The organism is Streptococcus oralis subsp. oralis, from assembly GCF_002096495.1.
GTDB classification, from domain to species: Bacteria; Bacillota; Bacilli; order Lactobacillales; family Streptococcaceae; genus Streptococcus; species Streptococcus oralis_CU.
On sequence record NZ_NCUO01000012.1, the window covers coordinates 225708 to 244278 of the forward strand.

Annotated in this window: 17 protein-coding genes; 13 read left to right on the top strand and 4 right to left on the bottom strand. The window is 40.6% G+C overall.

Going from position 1 to position 18571, the window contains the following annotated elements:
• Positions 1 to 28 precede the first annotated feature (28 nt).
• The 11 genes from B7717_RS06560 to metK all read left to right on the top strand — a co-directional run bounded on the left by B7717_RS06560 (position 29) and on the right by metK (position 13203).
• Positions 29 to 1807: a phosphotransferase gene (locus tag B7717_RS06560; protein ID WP_084944417.1), complete on the top strand. Its 1779-nt coding sequence runs from the start codon at positions 29 to 31 to the stop codon at positions 1805 to 1807.
• A 1-nt stretch (position 1808) separates the two neighbouring features.
• Complete coding sequence (locus B7717_RS06565) at positions 1809 to 1994, top strand: hypothetical protein (protein ID WP_000859102.1); 186 nt, start codon at positions 1809 to 1811, stop codon at positions 1992 to 1994.
• 1 nt (position 1995) lies between these two features.
• On the top strand, positions 1996 to 3423 hold the full coding sequence (locus B7717_RS06570) for a cytosine permease (protein WP_000041468.1): 1428 nt from the start codon (positions 1996 to 1998) through the stop codon (positions 3421 to 3423).
• Between the two features lie 152 nt (positions 3424 to 3575).
• A complete protein-coding gene (locus B7717_RS06575; RefSeq protein WP_000268645.1) occupies positions 3576 to 4232 on the top strand; it encodes a CBS domain-containing protein in 657 nt (218 codons plus the stop codon).
• Positions 4233 to 4342: 110 nt separating this feature from the next.
• Positions 4343 to 5438, top strand: a protein-coding gene (gene prfB / locus B7717_RS06585) for a peptide chain release factor 2 (RefSeq protein ID WP_096753628.1) whose coding sequence is annotated in 2 segments (ribosomal slippage) — positions 4343 to 4414 and positions 4416 to 5438 — 1095 coding nt in all. Because the reading frame shifts where the segments join, the coding sequence is not laid out codon by codon here.
• A 17-nt stretch (positions 5439 to 5455) separates the two neighbouring features.
• Complete coding sequence (ftsE, locus tag B7717_RS06590; protein ID WP_000022272.1) at positions 5456 to 6148, top strand: cell division ATP-binding protein FtsE; 693 nt, start codon at positions 5456 to 5458, stop codon at positions 6146 to 6148.
• Positions 6141 to 7067 carry a permease-like cell division protein FtsX gene (gene ftsX, locus B7717_RS06595; RefSeq protein WP_000625554.1) on the top strand — a complete coding sequence of 309 codons (927 nt, stop codon included), beginning with the start codon at positions 6141 to 6143 and terminating at the stop codon, positions 7065 to 7067. Before ftsE ends, ftsX begins: the two co-directional genes overlap by 8 nt.
• Positions 7068 to 7286: 219 nt before the next feature.
• Positions 7287 to 9473 (top strand): PTS transporter subunit IIBC, encoded by a 2187-nt coding sequence (locus B7717_RS06600; RefSeq protein ID WP_084944418.1) that lies wholly within the window; start codon positions 7287 to 7289, stop codon positions 9471 to 9473.
• Positions 9474 to 9524: 51 nt separating this feature from the next.
• The gene (locus B7717_RS06605; protein ID WP_084944419.1) at positions 9525 to 10340 is read left to right on the top strand and encodes an endonuclease/exonuclease/phosphatase family protein; all 816 of its coding nucleotides are present in this window, start codon (positions 9525 to 9527) and stop codon (positions 10338 to 10340) included.
• Between the two features lie 131 nt (positions 10341 to 10471).
• Complete coding sequence (locus tag B7717_RS06610) at positions 10472 to 11815, top strand: DEAD/DEAH box helicase (RefSeq protein WP_049485410.1); 1344 nt, start codon at positions 10472 to 10474, stop codon at positions 11813 to 11815.
• Positions 11816 to 12012: 197 nt separating this feature from the next.
• Positions 12013 to 13203, top strand: coding sequence for a methionine adenosyltransferase (metK, locus tag B7717_RS06615; RefSeq protein WP_044021077.1), 1191 nt, complete (start codon positions 12013 to 12015; stop codon positions 13201 to 13203).
• 61 nt (positions 13204 to 13264) lie between these two features.
• Here the strand turns inward: metK and B7717_RS06620 are convergent, their stop codons facing one another.
• The 4 genes from B7717_RS06620 to B7717_RS06635 all read right to left on the bottom strand — a co-directional run bounded on the left by B7717_RS06620 (position 13265) and on the right by B7717_RS06635 (position 16935).
• Positions 13265 to 13564 carry a DUF1827 family protein gene (locus B7717_RS06620; RefSeq protein ID WP_000767191.1) on the bottom strand — a complete coding sequence of 100 codons (300 nt, stop codon included), beginning with the start codon at positions 13562 to 13564 and terminating at the stop codon, positions 13265 to 13267.
• Between the two features lie 58 nt (positions 13565 to 13622).
• On the bottom strand, positions 13623 to 14075 hold the full coding sequence (locus B7717_RS06625; protein WP_084944420.1) for an NUDIX hydrolase: 453 nt from the start codon (positions 14073 to 14075) through the stop codon (positions 13623 to 13625).
• A 132-nt stretch (positions 14076 to 14207) separates the two neighbouring features.
• Positions 14208 to 16466 (bottom strand): ATP-dependent Clp protease ATP-binding subunit, encoded by a 2259-nt coding sequence (locus tag B7717_RS06630; RefSeq protein ID WP_084944421.1) that lies wholly within the window; start codon positions 16464 to 16466, stop codon positions 14208 to 14210.
• A gap of 238 nt (positions 16467 to 16704) precedes the next feature.
• The gene (locus B7717_RS06635) at positions 16705 to 16935 is read right to left on the bottom strand and encodes a DUF1797 family protein (protein ID WP_000443577.1); all 231 of its coding nucleotides are present in this window, start codon (positions 16933 to 16935) and stop codon (positions 16705 to 16707) included.
• 191 nt (positions 16936 to 17126) lie between these two features.
• On the opposite strand from B7717_RS06635, the gene B7717_RS06640 reads away from it, so the two are divergent.
• Together B7717_RS06640 and B7717_RS06645 are read left to right on the top strand one after the other, a co-directional pair.
• Complete coding sequence (locus tag B7717_RS06640) at positions 17127 to 17810, top strand: amino acid ABC transporter permease (protein WP_001011622.1); 684 nt, start codon at positions 17127 to 17129, stop codon at positions 17808 to 17810.
• Positions 17810 to 18544 carry an amino acid ABC transporter ATP-binding protein gene (locus B7717_RS06645; RefSeq protein WP_000140925.1) on the top strand — a complete coding sequence of 245 codons (735 nt, stop codon included), beginning with the start codon at positions 17810 to 17812 and terminating at the stop codon, positions 18542 to 18544. Before B7717_RS06640 ends, B7717_RS06645 begins: the two co-directional genes overlap by 1 nt.
• The last annotated feature ends 27 nt before the right edge of the window (positions 18545 to 18571 follow it).

Consider the following 18571-nt stretch of genomic DNA (forward strand, 5'->3'; position numbering starts at 1 on the left):
AGAAAAAATTGAACAGGAGGACTGAGAAATGCTAACAGAAAAACAATTTAAACTTTTGCGTTTTATGTTGATACATAAAGAAAAGACATTTACTCAGCGACAGTTAGCTGAAGAGTTAGACCTATCTTTAGGAACAATCAACACATTATTGAAAAAACTGAAAGAAGAGAAGTGGCTTGATGAGGAGCATCACTTAACTGAACTAGGCCAGAAAGTTTTAGAACCCTATCGAGTAAAAAATGCCATTATAATGGCTGCTGGCATGAGTAGTCGTTTTGCTCCTTTGTCTTATGAGATTCCAAAAGGATTGCTTCAAGTCAAGGGGGAACGCTTGATAGAGAGGGAAATCAGACAGCTGCAAGAAGCAGGAATAGAAGATATAACTGTTATTGTAGGCTATCTTCAAGAAAAAATGTTCTATCTTGCAGAGAAGTTTGGTGTAAAAATTGTAGTGAATAATGATTACTACAAATACAATAACTGCTCATCTCTTATGTTGGTTAAAGATCAACTTTCCAACACTTATATTTGTTCATCGGATAATTATTTTGTGGAAAATCCGTTTGAGCAATATATTTATAGTGGTTATTACTCGACGATATTTGCAGAAGGTCAAACGGACGAATATTGTGCGATAGAGGATTCGAATCACACCATCATTGATATCCAAATTGGTGGAGAAAATACTTGGGCCATGGTGGGGCACGTTTATTTCGACCGTGCATTTAGCGAGAAATTCAAGGAAATTTTAGAAAGCGAGTTTAAACACGAACCTTATCGGGAACAGCTTTGGGAGGATTACTATAGTCGCCATGTCAAGGAACTCCTTTTAGAAGCCCGCCACTATTCAGCGGATATTGTTAAAGAATTTGATTCACTAGATGAACTCCGTCAATTTGATGAACGTTATTTGGTAAATGCAGATTCGGCCATTATTGATAATATCTGTAAGACATTAAAGTGTGTGGCTTCAGATATTGTCAATATCAAACCTCTAAAAGATGGGTTAACCAACACATCATTTTCATTTGACTGTCTAGGGAAAAAATATGTTTACCGTCATCCGGGTAGGGGAACAGAAAATTATATCGACCGAGCTAGTGAAGCAGCTTCAATGGAAATTGCTGCAAAATTAAAGATTGACCGTACCTTCGTAGCTATGAACAAGGATGAGGGCTGGAAAATTTCAGAATTTATTCCCAATGCTAAGCAACTGGATTATGATAATTGGGATGATGTGGCACAAGCAATGGACCTCTTGAGACGGTTACACCAATCTGGAGAAAAAACGGAACATTCCTTTGACCAATTTGAAGGAATTGATGATTTTAGAGAAAAATTGAAGGCTAGAAATCGATTTGAATTTGATGGCCTCGAGGAATTGGATGAAACTGTTTCACTTCTCAAAAATTATTTACAGAACGATCCGAAACAGGTTGTTCTTTGTCATGGAGATTCCTATAGTCCTAATTTCTTGTTGAATGAAGCAGGCGAAATGAGCTTGATTGATTGGGAATATTCTGGAATGGGAGAGCCAGCAGGAGATTTGGGCACCTTTATCGCGTGTTCCAATTATACCGTGGAGGATGCTGAAAAAGTACTGGAATTGTATCTACAGGAAGTACCAGATAGGAAAACCAAACGTCACTACTTGGCTTATGTAGCAGTAACCTCATATTATTGGTTCTTGTGGGCTTTGTTCCAGGAGAGTGTCGGAAAACCAGTTGGTGAATTTCTCTACATCTGGTATCGCTATACCAAACAATATGGACAACTAGCTCTTGATTTGTATTTGGAGGAAAACTAAGATGAAAACGACATCTGAAATTGAAGAATTAGTAGCAACTGAAACAAAGAGAAGATTGGAAGAAATGGAGTCGCCCAACTACGAGTTTGTTCAACCCTTCCTAAAAAGTGATTTCATTTTAATCATCTCCATAGTCCTAATCAACCTTATTTTGATTATCTTAGCAATGACGGGAGGAATTCAATAACATGTCTAAAATGAATGACTATATCCAACAAGAAACCATAACCGGAATTGTTCCCATGACCAATAAGGATCGTCAGTATTCTTTCTGGGATCTCTTTCTATCGACAAGTGGTTTTGCCATTGCTACTTGGTGTTATACCCAAGGGGCTTATGTAGCTCAATATTTGACCTTTAATCAAATGTTGATAAATATTTTTAGCTTTAACATTATCTGGGTTTTTATTGAATGTCTCCCTATTTTGTTTGCGGTTAAGTATGGAATTGATTTGTGGATTTGGTTGAGAGCTGTTCTAGGAAAAAGAGGTGTAGCCCTGTTATCAACCATTATTAGCTTGGCTAACTTTGGATGGTATGCTGTTGCGGCCAATCTTTTTGCCAGTTCCATGATCCATTTGGCAAATAATTTTGGTCTTGGTTTGGACAAGGGAATATGGGCGCCTATTCTTGGTACCCTCTGTGTTCTTCTTGGGACTCTCATTGCTCTTGGAGGCCCGGAAGTGATTAAATGGACCAATCGCTTTTTGGTTATCGCCTTATTGATTGTCGGTCTGATTATCGTTGGAATCTGCTTTGTCGCCGTTCCTATAACGGATATTATGAATATCCAACCAGCCACTCAAGGAGATTTGACGCCATTAGAACGCTTCATGCTCTCTGGAGAAGGAAATGTTGCCTTTGCCTTTTCTTGGTCTACACAAGCATTGGTTTTACCACGTTTAGCAAAATCAGAACGCAGTGGTTATTGGGCTACAGCCTTATCATACGGAGTTGTGGCTCCATTCTTCGTTGCGACAGGTGGAGTCATGGCTCTAGCCATGTTTGTTAAAACAGGTGTGTATGAAAGTGATCCAACAACCATGCTATCAACTCTAAGCACCCCAGCCTTTGCTCTCTTAAGTCTACTACTAGTAGCCTTTGCTAATATTGGAACCCAGGGGACAGGATCATATGTGAACTGTATGATTGTAAAAAGTGGGATGCCCAAAGTAAGCTATAAACTAATGGTTTGGATTGCCATGGTTTACGTGAGTCTACTCACTATCTGGGGAGGAGTAGAAGAGTATTTCGGATCCTTCATCTCCCTAGCTGCCTATATTCAGGGGCCAATTATTGGTATGATTGTTGTCGACTATTTTATCTTAAGAAAACGAAAACTCGACTTGCGTTCAGCCTATTTCCTTGAAGGGCATGACGCCTACGAATTTACTAAAGGATTTAACTTAGTTGGCTTGTCTTGCGTATTTATCTCCTTATTGGTAGCGGTACTTTTTGTCTACAACCCAGTAACTGCACAAATTCAAAGTCCAATCTTTTTAATCACAACTGGTAGCGGATTTACTGCGCTATTTGGTGGTCTACTATACTGGCTAGCTAGTCTTAGCCCACTGAAACGTTATATGATAAAAGATCGAGACACTGTTACGATTTAAGAAGAGAGGGGACTTCGGTTCCCTTTTAACTTACACTGGTATTTTATGCAAACTTCTCAGATTATTCAAAATCTTGAAAAAGAGATGAAAGCGTTTGATAGATTTTCTAAGAAAGTGTATAATAAAAGTAGCAATATAGAAGGAGAAGTCTCATGGCAGTTAAAGATTTCATGACCCGTAAGGTAGTTTATATCAGTCCAGATACGACTGTAGCACACGCAGCAGATTTGATGCGCGAGCAAGGTTTGCACCGTTTACCTGTTATCGAAAACGATCAATTAGTCGGATTGGTAACAGAAGGAACCATTGCGGAAGCCAGCCCATCTAAAGCAACCAGTCTCTCTATCTATGAGATGAATTATCTTCTGAATAAAACCAAAGTAAAAGATGTAATGATTCGAGATGTCGTGACTGTTTCTGGCTATGCTAGTCTAGAAGATGCGACCTACCTGATGCTGAAAAATAAAATTGGGATATTACCAGTCGTAGACAATCATCAGGTCTACGGCGTCATTACAGATCGCGATGTTTTTCAGGCTTTCTTGGAAATCGCCGGATACGGAGAAGAGGGGATTCGTGTTCGTTTCATTACAGAAAATGAAGTCGGAGTACTGGGGAAAATTGTAGCTCTAATTGTAGAAGAGGATTTAAATATTTCTCATACTGTCAACATTCCACGTAAGGATGGCAAGGTCGTCATCGAAGTTCAAATTGATGGAAAAATCGATTTGACTTCATTAAAGGATAAGTTTGAAAAAGAAGGAATTCAAGTGGAGGAGATCACTCATACCTCTGCCAAAGTCCTTTAAACCAGAGGCTTTAGAGCCTCTTTTCTTCTGCCATCAAAAGCGGTGAAAAGCAAAATATGGAAAGAAATGAGAGATTATGGTATAATAAAACGATATGAAAAGGAGTATCTATGGACATTTCAGAAATTCGTCAAAAAATTGACGCAAATCGTGAAAAATTAGCTTCTTTTAGGGGGTCTCTTTGACCTCGAAGGCTTAGAGGAAGAGATTGCCATCTTGGAAAACAAGATGACAGAACCTGATTTTTGGAACGATAATATCGCGGCCCAAAAAACGTCGCAAGAATTGAATGAATTAAAAAACACCTACAATACCTTCCGTAAAATGGAAGAGTTGCAGGATGAAGTTGAGATTTTATTGGACTTTTTAGCAGAAGACGAGTCAGTCCATGATGAACTGGTCGAACAGTTGACAGAACTGGATAAGATGATGACCAGCTACGAGATGACCCTTCTCTTGTCAGAACCTTATGACCATAATAATGCAATCTTGGAAATCCATCCAGGATCTGGTGGTACTGAGGCTCAGGACTGGGGTGATATGTTGCTTCGTATGTATACTCGTTATGGAAATGCCAAAGGCTTTAAAGTAGAAGTCTTGGATTACCAGGCTGGTGATGAAGCAGGTATCAAGTCTGTTACCTTGTCTTTTGAAGGACCCAATGCATACGGCCTACTTAAATCAGAAATGGGTGTTCACCGTTTGGTCCGTATTTCGCCATTTGACTCTGCCAAACGCCGCCATACTTCCTTTACATCCGTAGAGGTTATGCCTGAGTTGGATGATACCATCGAAGTGGAGATTCGTGAAGATGATATCAAAATGGATACTTTCCGTTCAGGTGGCGCTGGTGGACAAAACGTCAATAAGGTTTCAACAGGTGTGCGTTTGACACACATTCCTACGGGCACTGTCGTCCAATCAACGGTCGATCGTACCCAGTATGGAAATAGAGATCGTGCCATGAAGATGTTGCAGGCTAAGCTCTATCAAATGGAGCAAGAAAAGAAAGCTGCGGAAGTTGATTCCCTTAAAGGTGAGAAAAAAGAAATCACATGGGGAAGCCAAATCCGTTCTTATGTTTTCACGCCTTATACTATGGTAAAAGATCACCGTACAAGCTTTGAAGTTGCTCAGGTAGATAAGGTGATGGATGGAGACCTTGATGGTTTTATCGATGCCTACCTCAAGTGGCGAATCAGCTAAGATAGAAAGGAACTCATATGTCAATCATTGAAATGAGAGATGTTGTCAAAAAGTATGACAATGGAACGACTGCCCTGCGTGGTGTATCTGTTACTATTGAACCAGGAGAGTTTGCCTATATCGTAGGACCTTCTGGAGCAGGTAAGTCAACCTTTATTCGAGCTTTATACCGAGAAGTAAAGATCGAAAAAGGAAGCCTATCAGTTGCAGGCTTTAATTTAGTTAAAATTAAGAAGAAAGATGTCCCGCTTCTACGTCGTAGTGTCGGGGTAGTCTTTCAGGATTACAAACTTTTGCCTAAGAAGACCGTTTATGAGAATATTGCCTATGCAATGGAAGTAATCGGTGAGAGCCGTCGCAACATCAAAAAACGTGTTATGGAAGTATTGGACCTGGTTGGTTTGAAACATAAGGTTCGCTCTTTCCCTAATGAACTCTCAGGTGGAGAGCAGCAACGGATTGCGATTGCTCGTGCGATTGTCAACAATCCTAAAGTATTGATTGCCGATGAGCCAACAGGAAACTTGGACCCAGATAATTCTTGGGAAATTATGAATCTGTTGGAACGCATCAATCTCCAAGGTACTACTGTTTTGATGGCGACTCACAATAGCCAGATTGTAAATACCTTGCGCCACCGTGTCATTGCCATTGAAAATGGCCGTGTCGTTCGTGACGAAGCTAAAGGAGAATATGGATACGATGATTAGTAGATTTTTTCGCCATTTATTTGAATCATTAAAAAGTTTAAAACGAAATGGCTGGATGACAGTAGCAGCAGTGAGTTCGGTTATGATTACCTTGACCCTCGTTGCCCTGTTTGCATCTGTAATTTTTAATACAGCAAAACTGGCTACCGATATTGAAAACAACGTTCGGGTCATGGTATACATTCGTAAGGATGTAGCTGATAACAGTGAAACGATTGAAAAAGAAGGTCAGACAGTTACCAATAATGACTACCACAAGGTCTATGATGCCTTGAAAGCTATACCTGCTGTTAAAAGTGTTACCTTCTCAAGTAAAGAAGAACAGTACGAAAAACTAACGGAAACAATGGGTGACGATTGGAAGGTCTTTGAAGGGGATGCAAACCCTCTCTATGATGCTTATATCGTTGACACAAATTCTCCGAGTGATGTTAAAACAGTAGCTGAGGAAGCTAAGAAAATTGAGGGAGTATCAGAGGTTCAAGATGGTGGAGCCAACACTCAACGACTTTTTGAACTAGCTTCCTTTATCCGTGTTTGGGGATTGGTTATTGCAGGGCTTTTGATTTTTATCGCAGTCTTCCTCATTTCCAATACCATCCGTATCACCATTATTTCACGTAGTCGTGAGATTCAGATCATGCGTCTGGTAGGGGCGAGAAATGGCTATATCCGTGGTCCATTCTTGCTAGAAGGTGCTTTTATTGGCTTGCTTGGTGCAGCGATTCCTTCTGTCCTTGTTTTCTTTGTTTACAATATGGTCTATCAATCGGTCAATAAATCCTTGGTAGGTCAAAACTTGTCAATGATTACACCAGATGTGTTTATTCCTCTGATGACAGTCCTATTATTTATAATCGGAATTTTCATTGGTTCAATTGGTTCGGGGATTTCGATGCGTCGATTCTTGAAGATTTAGTTGGATTTAAATGCAAATTGCAGAACAAATCAGAAAAATAATACATTTTTAAAAGAGAAGTTTTCGTAAACTTCTCTTTTTCCTTTTTAAAAATTAAAAAAATAGACAATTTTTTTATAAAAGCCTTTACAAAAAAAATAAAAGTGGTATAATTAATACATAACTAAATGCAAACGTTTTCGTAAAACGTTTGCCTAAATAAAAATAAAGGAGATTTGAATGATGAAAGATACATTCAAAAATGTCTTGTCTTTCGAATTTTGGCAAAAATTCGGTAAGGCTTTGATGGTGGTTATCGCGGTTATGCCGGCTGCTGGTTTGATGATTTCAATCGGTAAGTCACTTGCAATGATTGACCCAAACCTTGCTCCCCTAGTGATTACTGGTGGCGTACTAGAGCAAATTGGTTGGGGGGTTATCGGTAACCTTCATATTTTGTTTGCCCTCGCTATTGGGGGAAGCTGGGCAAAAGAACGTGCAGGTGGTGCATTTGCAGCCGGACTTGCCTTTATCTTGATTAACCGTATTACAGGTACTATCTTCGGTGTTACAGGTGATATGTTGAAAAACCCTGAAGCAATGGTTACTACCTTCTTTGGTGGTTCAATCAAGGTTGCTGACTACTTTATCAGCGTTCTTGAGGCACCAGCTCTTAACATGGGGGTTTTCGTAGGGATTATCTCTGGTTTTGTTGGGGCAACAGCTTATAACAAATACTACAACTTCCGTAAACTTCCTGATGCCCTTTCATTCTTCAATGGTAAACGTTTCGTACCATTCGTCGTTATTCTTCGTTCAGCTATTGCTGCAATTCTACTTGCTGCCTTTTGGCCAGTAGTTCAAACAGGTATCAACAACTTTGGTATTTGGATTGCCAATTCACAAGAAACTGCTCCAGTCCTTGCACCATTCTTGTATGGTACTTTGGAACGTTTGCTCTTGCCATTTGGTCTTCACCACATGTTGACAATCCCAATGAACTACACAGCTCTTGGTGGAACATACGAAGTGTTAACTGGTGCTGCAAAAGGAACACAAGTATTTGGTCAAGATCCACTTTGGCTTGCATGGGTAACTGACCTTGTTAACCTTAAAGGTTCAAATGCTGACCAATACCAACACCTTCTTACAACAGTCACTCCAGCTCGTTTCAAAGTTGGACAAATGATCGGTTCATTTGGTATCTTGATGGGTGTCATCGTTGCTATCTACCGCAATGTTGATGCTGACAAGAAACACCAATACAAGGGTATGATGATTGCGACAGCCCTTGCAACATTCTTGACAGGGGTTACTGAACCTATCGAGTATATGTTCATGTTCATCGCAACACCGCTTTACCTTGTTTATTCAGTAGTTCAAGGTGCTGCCTTTGCTATGGCAGATATTGTTCACCTTCGTGTCCACTCATTCGGTTCAATTGAATTCTTGACTCGTACACCATTGGCAATTAATGCTGGTATTGGTATGGATATCGTTAACTTTATCTGGGTAACTGTTCTCTTTGCGGTTATCATGTACTTCATTGCCAACTTCATGATCAAGAAATTCAACTACGCAACTCCAGGACGTAACGGAAACTACGAAACAGCTGAAGGAACATCAGAAGAAGCAGCTCCTGGAACTCCAAAAGTTGCAGCAGCTTCTCAAGCCGTAAACATCATTAACCTTCTTGGTGGTCGTGCAAATATCGTAGATGTGGATGCATGTATGACTCGTCTTCGTGTAACTGTTAAAGACGCAGATCGCGTTGGTACTGAGGAACAATGGAAAGCAGAAGGGGCTATGGGTCTTGTCATGAAAGGACAAGGTGTCCAAGCTATCTACGGACCAAAAGCTGACGTATTGAAATCTGATATCCAAGATATCCTTGACTCAGGTGAAGTAATTCCTGAAACTCTTCCAAGCCAAATGACAGAAACTCAACAAAATACTGTACACTACAAAGGTGTAACTGAAGAAGTTTACTCAGTAGCTGACGGTCAAGTTGTTGCTTTAGAACAAGTGGAAGATCCAGTTTTTGCTCAAAAAATGATGGGTGATGGATTTGCAGTAGAGCCAGCAAATGGTAACATTGTATCTCCAGTTACTGGTACTGTATCAAGTATCTTCCCAACAAAACACGCTCTTGGTCTTGTCACTGACTCAGGTCTTGAAGTGCTTGTTCATATTGGTTTGGATACAGTAAGTCTTGAAGGAAAACCATTTACTGTTCATGTCTCTGAAGGACAAAAAGTGGCCGCTGGTGACCTTCTTGTCACAGCTGACTTGGATGCTATTCGAGTAGCAGGACGCAAAACATCAACAGTGGTTGTCTTCACAAATGGTGATGTCCTCAAATCAGTTAAATTAGAACAAACAGGTTCTCTTGCAGCTAAAACAGCAGTTGCTAAAGTAGAATTGTAATATACTTGGGGTTGGAAGCTGTTTTCCAACCTCTTGTTTTAGGAGAAAAGCATGAAATTTCTAACACTCAATACCCACAGTTGGATGGAGAAGGAAGCAGAGGAAAAATTCCAAATCTTACTCCAAGACATTCTTGATAAGGACTATGATTTGATTTGTTTCCAAGAAATCAATCAAGAAATGACTTCGCCTGAGGTAGAGGTTAACAATCACTATCAAGCTTTACCATCAGCAGAACCCATTCACCAGGATCACTATGTCCGACTTCTAGTTGAAAAATTGGCTGAGAAAGGGAAAAATTACTACTGGACTTGGGCTTACAATCATATTGGCTATGACCGCTACCATGAAGGCGTAGCTATCTTATCTAAAACACCTATTAAGGCGCGTGAGATTTTAGTATCAGATGTAGATGATCCAACGGACTACCATACTCGTCGCGTTGCCTTGGCTGAGACAGAAGTTGAAGGCAAGGAACTGGCTCTTGCAAGTGTTCATCTCTCTTGGTGGGATAAAGGTTTCCAAGAAGAATGGGCACGGTTTGAGGCTGTACTAAAAGAGTTGAAAAAACCTTTGATTTTAGCAGGTGATTTTAATAATCCAGCTGGTCAGGAAGGCTATCAAGCGATTTTAGCTAGTCCATTAGGATTACAAGACGCGTTTGAAGTTGCAAAAGAAAGAAGTGGTAGCTATACAGTACCACCAGAAATTGATGGTTGGAAAGGCAATACTGAACCACTACGAATCGACTACGTCTTTACGACCAAAGAGTTAGAAGTAGAGAGTTTACAAGTAGTTTTTGATGGGCAGAATAGTCCACAAGTCAGTGATCATTATGGTTTGAATGCTGTATTGACCTGGAAATAATGAAAGAGGTTGGAATCAGAGGTTCCAACCTTTTAAGTTACTTGGATCTTTACTACAGGACTGAGACTCAAATGGGACTACTGCAATAGGACAAAATGTGGTATAATTGAAAGGATAGAATCGAGGATAGTATGTCATTTAAGAAATTTCAATTTAAAAATTATATAGCAGAAGCCTTGGAGGAGTTGAAATTCTCAACTCCAACAGAGGTACAAGAAAAATTAATTCCTATTGTACTGGCAGGTCGTGACTTGGTGGGCGAGTCAAAAACTGGTTCAGGAAAGACTCATACTTTCTTGTTACCCATTTTCCAGCAATTAGATGAAACTAGCGATAGTGTGCAAGCAGTCATTACTGCACCAAGTCGTGAGTTGGCCACTCAAATCTACCAAGCAGCTCGTCAGATTGCAGCTCACTCAGATGTCGAAGTTCGTGTGGTTAATTATGTGGGTGGTACGGATAAGGCACGTCAGATTGAAAAACTTGCCAGCAACCAACCACATATCGTTATCGGAACGCCAGGTCGCATCTATGACTTGGTCAAATCTGGTGATTTAGCTATTTACAAGGCTAAGACATTTGTAATTGATGAAGCCGATATGACCTTGGATATGGGATTCTTGGAAACCGTTGATAAGATTGCAGGAAGCCTTCCAAAAGACTTGCAATTCATGGTCTTTTCAGCAACTATTCCACAAAAATTACAACCGTTCTTGAAAAAATACTTGTCAAATCCTGTCATGGAAAAAATCAAGACTAAAACAGTTATCTCAGATACGATTGATAACTGGTTGATTTCGACCAAGGGCCGCGACAAAAATGCTCAAATTTACCAGCTTACTCAGTTGATGCAGCCTTATTTGGCAATGATTTTTGTTAACACAAAAACGCGTGCTGATGAATTGCATGCATACTTGACTGCTCAAGGATTGAAGGTAGCAAAGATTCATGGGGATATTGCTCCTCGTGAACGCAAGCGGATCATGAATCAGGTGAAAAACCTGGATTTTGAGTACATTGTCGCAACGGACTTGGCAGCGCGTGGAATTGACATTGAAGGTGTCAGCCATGTTATCAATGATGCCATTCCGCAAGACTTGTCCTTCTTTGTTCACCGTGTTGGACGGACTGGGCGCAACGGTCTGCCTGGTACAGCTATTACCCTTTACCAGCCAAGCGATGACTCGGATATCCGTGAGTTGGAGAAATTAGGAATCAAGTTTACTCCTAAGATGGTCAAAGACGGAGAGTTTCAAGATACCTATGACCGTGATCGTCGTGCCAATCGTGAAAAAAAGCAAGATAAGCTTGATATTGAAATGATTGGCTTGGTTAAAAAGAAAAAGAAAAAAGTCAAACCAGGCTATAAGAAGAAGATTCAATGGGCGGTGGATGAAAAACGCCGCAAAACCAAGCGTGCTGAAAATCGTGCTCGTGGCCGTGCCGAGCGCAAAGCCAAACGCCAAACATTTTAAGTATAAAATTGGAGCTACATAGCTCCTTTTTCTAACTTAGTTTTATGAATTTTCAAAAATACTGCAAAAAAAAATAAAAAGTGGTATAATGATAAGGTTATATAGTCCCGATAAGGTGGTAGGTATTCATTACTAGTAGTTTTCCTATCAGTACTTTGTAACTCTATAACAATATTTTTTTAAGGGGGGACATTTTTATGTCAGAACGTAAATTATTCACGTCTGAATCTGTATCTGAGGGGCATCCGGATAAGATTGCAGACCAAATTTCAGATGCGATTTTGGATGCTATTTTAGCTAAAGATCCAGATGCGCACGTTGCTGCCGAGACAGCTGTATACACAGGTTCGGTCCATGTTTTTGGTGAAATTTCTACACATGCTTATGTAGATATTAACCGTGTGGTTCGTGATACCATTGCAGAGATTGGTTATACCAATACAGAGTATGGTTTTTCTGCGGAGACAGTGGGAGTTCATCCGTCACTTGTTGAGCAGTCACCAGATATCGCCCAAGGTGTTAATGAAGCCTTGGAGGTTCGTGGGAATGCAGATCAAGATCCACTGGACTTGATTGGTGCTGGAGACCAAGGTCTTATGTTTGGGTTTGCAGTGGATGAGACAGAGGAACTCATGCCTTTACCAATCTCACTTAGTCACAAGTTGGTTCGTCGTTTGGCAGAACTTCGTAAGTCTGGTGAAATCAGTTACCTTCGTCCAGATGCTAAATCACAAGTTACGGTTGAGTATGATGAAAATGATCGTCCAGTACGTGTGGATACAGTCGTTATTTCAACTCAGCACGACCCAGAAGTTAGCAATGAACAAATTCACAATGATGTGATTAGCAAAGTTATCAAGGAAGTTATTCCAGCTTCTTACTTGGATGAGCAAACCAAATTCTTCATCAATCCAACTGGTCGCTTTGTAATCGGTGGACCTCAAGGGGACTCAGGTTTGACTGGTCGTAAGATTATCGTAGATACCTATGGTGGCTACTCTCGCCATGGTGGTGGTGCCTTCTCTGGTAAGGATGCGACGAAAGTGGACCGTTCAGCCTCTTATGCAGCTCGCTACATTGCCAAGAATATCGTTGCAGCAGGTTTGGCTAAGAAGGCAGAAGTGCAATTGGCCTATGCTATCGGGGTGGCGCAGCCTGTTTCTGTTCGTATCGATACTTTTGGTACAGGAACAGTAGCTGAAAGCAAACTTGAGAAAGCGGCTCGTCAAATCTTTGACCTTCGCCCAGCAGGAATTATCCAAATGTTGGACCTCAAACGTCCAATTTACCGTCAAACAGCGGCATATGGACACATGGGACGTACAGATATTGACCTTCCATGGGAACGTTTGGATAAGGTAGATGCTTTGAAAGAAGCTGTGAAATAAAAGATTGGTAGAAACTACCAATCTTTTTTTGCAAAAGAAAACCAGCTTATGGCTGGCTTTCTTATTTTGTAGGAATAGAAATTTCAATCAATTTATCTGAATAAAGCGTCTTGATATTAGCTTCATCGATATTATCTTTATCGATTTTGCGTTTCATGAAGAAATCTTGGATGGTTTCGATTTCCGGTTCACGAATAGCGCGGTGTTTGTTGGAAATGAGGATTTCATAGTGAAGCGGAGCTTGAGTGAAAATCACATCTGTGTTTCCAGCTGAATAGACTTCAACAAGCGTTGCGTCAGTGCTTTCTAATTGGCTTTTAACAAGTTGCGAGTGTGAATTAGTCGTGTTGATAAGCTTCATAATAGTTCCTCCGATTTTCTAACTCTATTATAGCACTTTTTGGATAAAATCGTGTATTTTAGTCAATTCCATGCTGGATTTTCCAAGCTTCAATTCCCCATTTGTGGCTACCACGTTTGAGTTTTTCTATTGCCTCATCAATAGGAAACCAAGCAATATGATTAAAGTCTTCTAAAGGTTTTTGTATTTTTTGGAAAGAAGTGGCTTCGTAGAGATAAGCTGGATTGTAGTAGTAGGTGTCACGGTGACGAGAGTAGAAATACTCATCAGCTTGTCCGAAATAGCTTCCAATTTCAGCAGTAAAACCGAGTTCTTCGATGAGTTCTCTCTTCAGTGCTTCTTGATGGTCTTCTCCCGCTTCAATCTCTCCACCTGGCAAGAACCAAGCACCATTGGGGGCTTGAACTAGGACAATTTGTTTTTTCTCTGCATCTGGAATAACTGCGTACACACCATAGCGGGGCTGGTAGGTCACATTCTCTTTTTTATCACCAAAAGTTGGGTTTGCCATTGCATTTTCCTCATTCTCTAGTATCTTTATTATTATCATAATGGACGAGGGGCAAGCTGTCAAGGTTTTACAGTTATTTTAGTAAAAAAAGGTGCAGAAAATAATAGACTTTCTGCACCTGTTAGGTCGTTTTTATTCTTCTTTTTCAGAAGCAATCTCTTCTGTTTTCTCAGATTTTTTGGCAGATTTGATTTGAATATTGCCATTGCTTGTCATGACTGCCTTGAGGGCTTTCTCACTTGGATTTTCAAGGTAGAAGTCAGTGATGGCATCCTCGATATGGTCTTGAATAGTACGGCGGAGTGGGCGTGCTCCCATTTTTGGATCATAACCTAAGTCAACCAACTTTTCCTTGACCTTGTCTGTCACATCGAGGTGGATATTGTTGCTAGAGAGGCGTTTGTTGACATCTGCAAGCATGAGTTCGACGATTTGGAGAAGGTTGTCCTTGCTGAGAGGTTTAAATTCGATGATGCCGTCAAAACGGTTCATAAACTCTGGACTAAAGAAGTTACCGAGTTCACCGAGAACAGAGTTGGTACGTCCTTCACGAGCAGCTCCAAAACCAACGCTGGCTTCGGCCTTACCAGTACCCGCATTTGAGGTCATGATAATGATAGCATCCTTAAAGCTAACTGTGTGTCCTTGCCCATCAGTCAAACGACCATCGTCCAATACTTGAAGGAACATGTGCATAACATCTGGGTGAGCTTTTTCCACTTCATCGAGAAGGATGAGAGAGTAGGGATTGCGACGAACCTTTTCAGTCAGCTGCCCAGCTTCATCATAACCAACATAACCTGGAGGGGCTCCGACCAATTTAGCCACACTGTGTTTTTCCATGTATTCACTCATATCAAAGCGAATCATGCTGTCAGCAGAACCAAAGAGCTCAATGGCTAGTTGCTTAGAGAGTTCTGTCTTACCGACACCAGTTGGTCCGACAAAGAGGAAGCTTCCGATTGGCCGGTTAGGAGTTCCAAGTCCAACACGATTACGACGGATGGCTTTGGCAATCTTATCGACAGCTTCATCTTGACCTATAACATGGGCCTTGAGGTCGTCTGCTAGATGGATAAGCTGAGACTGTTCTTTTTCTTTGAGTTCTCCAACAGGGATATTGGTTTTCTGCTCAATGATATGTTCAATGGTTTTCTCGCTGATGATTGGAGTATCCTGATCGGTCACCTTGTTCTTTTGCATTTCCTTGTACTTGGCAATTTGATCGCGGAAATAAGCAGCCTTTTCAAAATCTTCCTCTCGTGTAGCTTGAGCCTTGAGATTTTCAGCCTCAATCAAGCGCTGATCAATCACTTTAGGATCAACAAAGTTCAGTGTCAGATTCATCTTAGAACCAGCTTCGTCCAACAGGTCAATAGCCTTGTCTGGCAAGAAGCGGTCTTGGATGTAGCGGTTGGAAAGATTTGCAGCAGCTTCGATGGCAGCATCAGTATACTTGACGTGATGGTAGTCTTCGTATTTCTTTTGAACTCCTTTAAGGATGATAATGGTTTCTTCGACAGTTGGTTCATCTACCTTGACAGGCTGCATACGGCGCTCTAGAGCAGCATCTTTTTCAATGATGCGGTATTCATTGAGAGTAGTGGCACCAACCAGTTGCAATTCACCACGGGCAAGGGCTGGTTTGAGGATATTTCCTGCATCCATATTGCCATCGCCAGCAGATCCTGCACCAACAATTTCATGGATTTCGTCGATAAAGAGGATGATGTCCTCTCGTTTGCGAATTTCTTCCATGAGTTTTTGCATACGTTCTTCAAATTGGCCTCGAATCCCTGTTCCTTGGACTAGACTGACCACATCCAGACGGATGACCTGCTTGCCTTGAAGTTTATGAGGAACATCGCCATCGACAATCTTCTGAGCTAGACCTTCAACAACGGCTGTTTTACCAACACCTGGTTCTCCGATAAGGACAGGGTTGTTCTTGGTTCGACGGTTGAGGATTTCGATAACGCGGATAATCTCTTCATCTCGACCGATAACAGGGTCAATATCTCCCCGACGAGCAATCTCAGTAATATTGATACCGTATTCCTCAAGGAGTCCTCTTTCTTGGCTAGGAGGTGTTTGAAGTGGGCCGCGGTTTTGAGGTCCATAACCACCGTTTCCTCCATATCCCCCACCAGATTGAGTTGGAGGGACGTTATTAGAAGAAGGTTTGAAATTGTTCAAATCATTGAAAAAGTCGCCAAATGGATCAAAGTCATGATTATTTAAGTCAGTCATTCCTTTAAAGAGGGTATTATTTGGATCTGTTTTGATAATTTTATAGCAATTTTGACAAAGATCAATTTGCTTTTGCTGTCCATTGATATTGGTATACAGATGAATTGTTGAGTCGTTTATTTTACAGTTTTGACAGAGCATACATCTACCTCATTTCATTCTTATTCTTGTCCTAAGAAAAAAGGTCAAAAATAGTCAAAGTTTTATACTCTCATTATAGCATGATTAAGGTGTAAAGCAAGTAAAAAGATTGGGAAGTGGTCGTTTTTAAAAGAAGGATTTATGGAGAATCCAGCGACATTGAAGGTAAGAAAAAATCCCATTTGTGGTGACAAAAAGGATTCTCATTCATCGGGCCTTTCTGCCCGTTGTTTTTATATTAGTAAAGGAGTTCGTAGATCTCCATTGCAATCAAATCAATGCTATCAAAGGTATAAGTTTCACGAGCCTCTACATCGCGAAGGGTGAAGAGTGATCCGTTTTCTTCGTCGTGGCTGTATGCAACTTCTGCGACAACAACACCTTCACGTTCAAAATTACGTTTTAGATTTCCACCATCTTTTGTCATTGCTTCTAGGCGGTTAATGATTCTAACCAAATGTGATTCCATTTTGATTCTCCTCCATTTCTTATCGTTTCTATTTTACCATAAACAAGAGGTAGTTGACTAGAAAAAAACTGTGATTTCTCTCTATTTCTCTATTCTATCAAGTTAATTGGTAAAATTAGAGAAAAAATATTGCATTTTAATTCAATTTGTGTTATAATCATACAATCTAATACATAGAAAGTTGATTGAATATGAATTTTTCTTTTTTACCAAAGTATTTACCATATTTTAACTATGGTGCTCTGATTACCGTATTGATTTCCATCCTTGTTGTCTGCTTAGGGACCATTATAGGTGTGTTACTGGCCTTTGCTCAGCGATCACGCTTTAAACCGCTCGTTTGGTTTGCGAATGTGTATGTTTGGATCTTCCGTGGTACTCCGATGATGGTTCAGATTATGATTGCCTTTGCTCTTATGCATATCAATGCTCCGACTATCCAAGTGGGAATTTTAGGAGTTGATCTTTCTCGTTTGATTCCTGGTATTCTGATTATTTCTATGAATAGTGGAGCTTACGTTTCAGAAACTGTTCGTGCGGGGATCAATGCGGTTCCTAAAGGGCAGTTAGAGGCTGCTTACTCTCTTGGTATTCGTCCGAAAAATGCCATGCGTTATGTCATTTTGCCACAAGCTATCAAAAATATTCTTCCAGCTCTAGGAAATGAATTTATCACCATTATCAAGGATAGTTCCCTCTTGTCGGCGATTGGGGTGATGGAGTTGTGGAATGGTGCAACGACAGTAGCAACAACAACTTATTTACCATTGACTCCACTTTTATTTGCAGCCTTTTACTACTTGATTATGACCTCTGTTTTGACAGTAGCGTTGAAAGCATTTGAAAAACATATTGGACAAGGAGACAAGAAATAATGACAGAAACCTTGATTAAAATTGAAGAACTACATAAGTCTTTTGGGAAAAATGAAGTTTTAAAAGGCATCAACCTTGAGATTAAACGAGGAGAAGTTGTGGTCATTATCGGTCCGTCAGGGAGCGGGAAATCAACCCTCCTTCGTTCGATGAATCTCCTTGAAGAAGCAAGTAAAGGTAAGGTTATCTTTGAAGGAGTTGATATCACTGATAAGAAAAATGACCTTTTTGCCATGCGTGAAAAGATGGGCATGGTATTCCAACAATTCAACCTCTTTCCTAATATGACAGTGATGGAAAATATCACTTTATCACCAATTAAAACCAAAGGTGAAAGCAAGGAAGTTGCGGAGAAAAGAGCACAGGAACTGTTAGAAAAAGTTGGCTTGCCAGATAAGGCAACGGCCTATCCTCAGAGTTTGTCAGGTGGTCAGCAGCAACGGATTGCCATTGCACGTGGACTTGCTATGGAACCAGATGTTTTGCTCTTTGATGAGCCGACTTCAGCCCTAGACCCTGAGATGGTTGGAGAAGTTCTAGCTGTTATGCAAGACCTTGCCAAGTCAGGGATGACTATGGTGATTGTGACTCATGAAATGGGTTTTGCGCGTGAGGTAGCAGACCGTGTTATCTTTATGGCGGATGGGGTTGTTGTCGAAGATGGAACGCCTGAGGAGATTTTCGATCAAACAAAAGAACAACGGACCAAGGAATTTTTGAGTAAGGTTTTGTAAGACCTCATTTTTAGAAGAAATGGAGTA

Bases quoted from the DNA above. Each gene is read 5' to 3' on its own strand.
- B7717_RS06560 (WP_084944417.1), top strand. From the start codon at position 29: ATGCTAACAGAAAAACAATTTAAACTTTTGCGTTTTATGTTGATACAT.
- B7717_RS06565 (WP_000859102.1), top strand. From the start codon at position 1,809: ATGAAAACGACATCTGAAATTGAAGAATTAGTAGCAACTGAAACAAAG.
- B7717_RS06570 (WP_000041468.1), top strand. From the start codon at position 1,996: ATGTCTAAAATGAATGACTATATCCAACAAGAAACCATAACCGGAATT.
- B7717_RS06575 (WP_000268645.1), top strand. From the start codon at position 3,576: ATGGCAGTTAAAGATTTCATGACCCGTAAGGTAGTTTATATCAGTCCA.
- ftsE (WP_000022272.1), top strand. From the start codon at position 5,456: ATGTCAATCATTGAAATGAGAGATGTTGTCAAAAAGTATGACAATGGA.
- ftsX (WP_000625554.1), top strand. From the start codon at position 6,141: ATGATTAGTAGATTTTTTCGCCATTTATTTGAATCATTAAAAAGTTTA.
- B7717_RS06600 (WP_084944418.1), top strand. From the start codon at position 7,287: ATGATGAAAGATACATTCAAAAATGTCTTGTCTTTCGAATTTTGGCAA.
- B7717_RS06605 (WP_084944419.1), top strand. From the start codon at position 9,525: ATGAAATTTCTAACACTCAATACCCACAGTTGGATGGAGAAGGAAGCA.
- B7717_RS06610 (WP_049485410.1), top strand. From the start codon at position 10,472: ATGTCATTTAAGAAATTTCAATTTAAAAATTATATAGCAGAAGCCTTG.
- metK (WP_044021077.1), top strand. From the start codon at position 12,013: ATGTCAGAACGTAAATTATTCACGTCTGAATCTGTATCTGAGGGGCAT.
- B7717_RS06620 (WP_000767191.1), bottom strand. From the start codon at position 13,564: ATGAAGCTTATCAACACGACTAATTCACACTCGCAACTTGTTAAAAGC.
- B7717_RS06625 (WP_084944420.1), bottom strand. From the start codon at position 14,075: ATGGCAAACCCAACTTTTGGTGATAAAAAAGAGAATGTGACCTACCAG.
- B7717_RS06630 (WP_084944421.1), bottom strand. From the start codon at position 16,466: ATGCTCTGTCAAAACTGTAAAATAAACGACTCAACAATTCATCTGTAT.
- B7717_RS06635 (WP_000443577.1), bottom strand. From the start codon at position 16,935: ATGGAATCACATTTGGTTAGAATCATTAACCGCCTAGAAGCAATGACA.
- B7717_RS06640 (WP_001011622.1), top strand. From the start codon at position 17,127: ATGAATTTTTCTTTTTTACCAAAGTATTTACCATATTTTAACTATGGT.
- B7717_RS06645 (WP_000140925.1), top strand. From the start codon at position 17,810: ATGACAGAAACCTTGATTAAAATTGAAGAACTACATAAGTCTTTTGGG.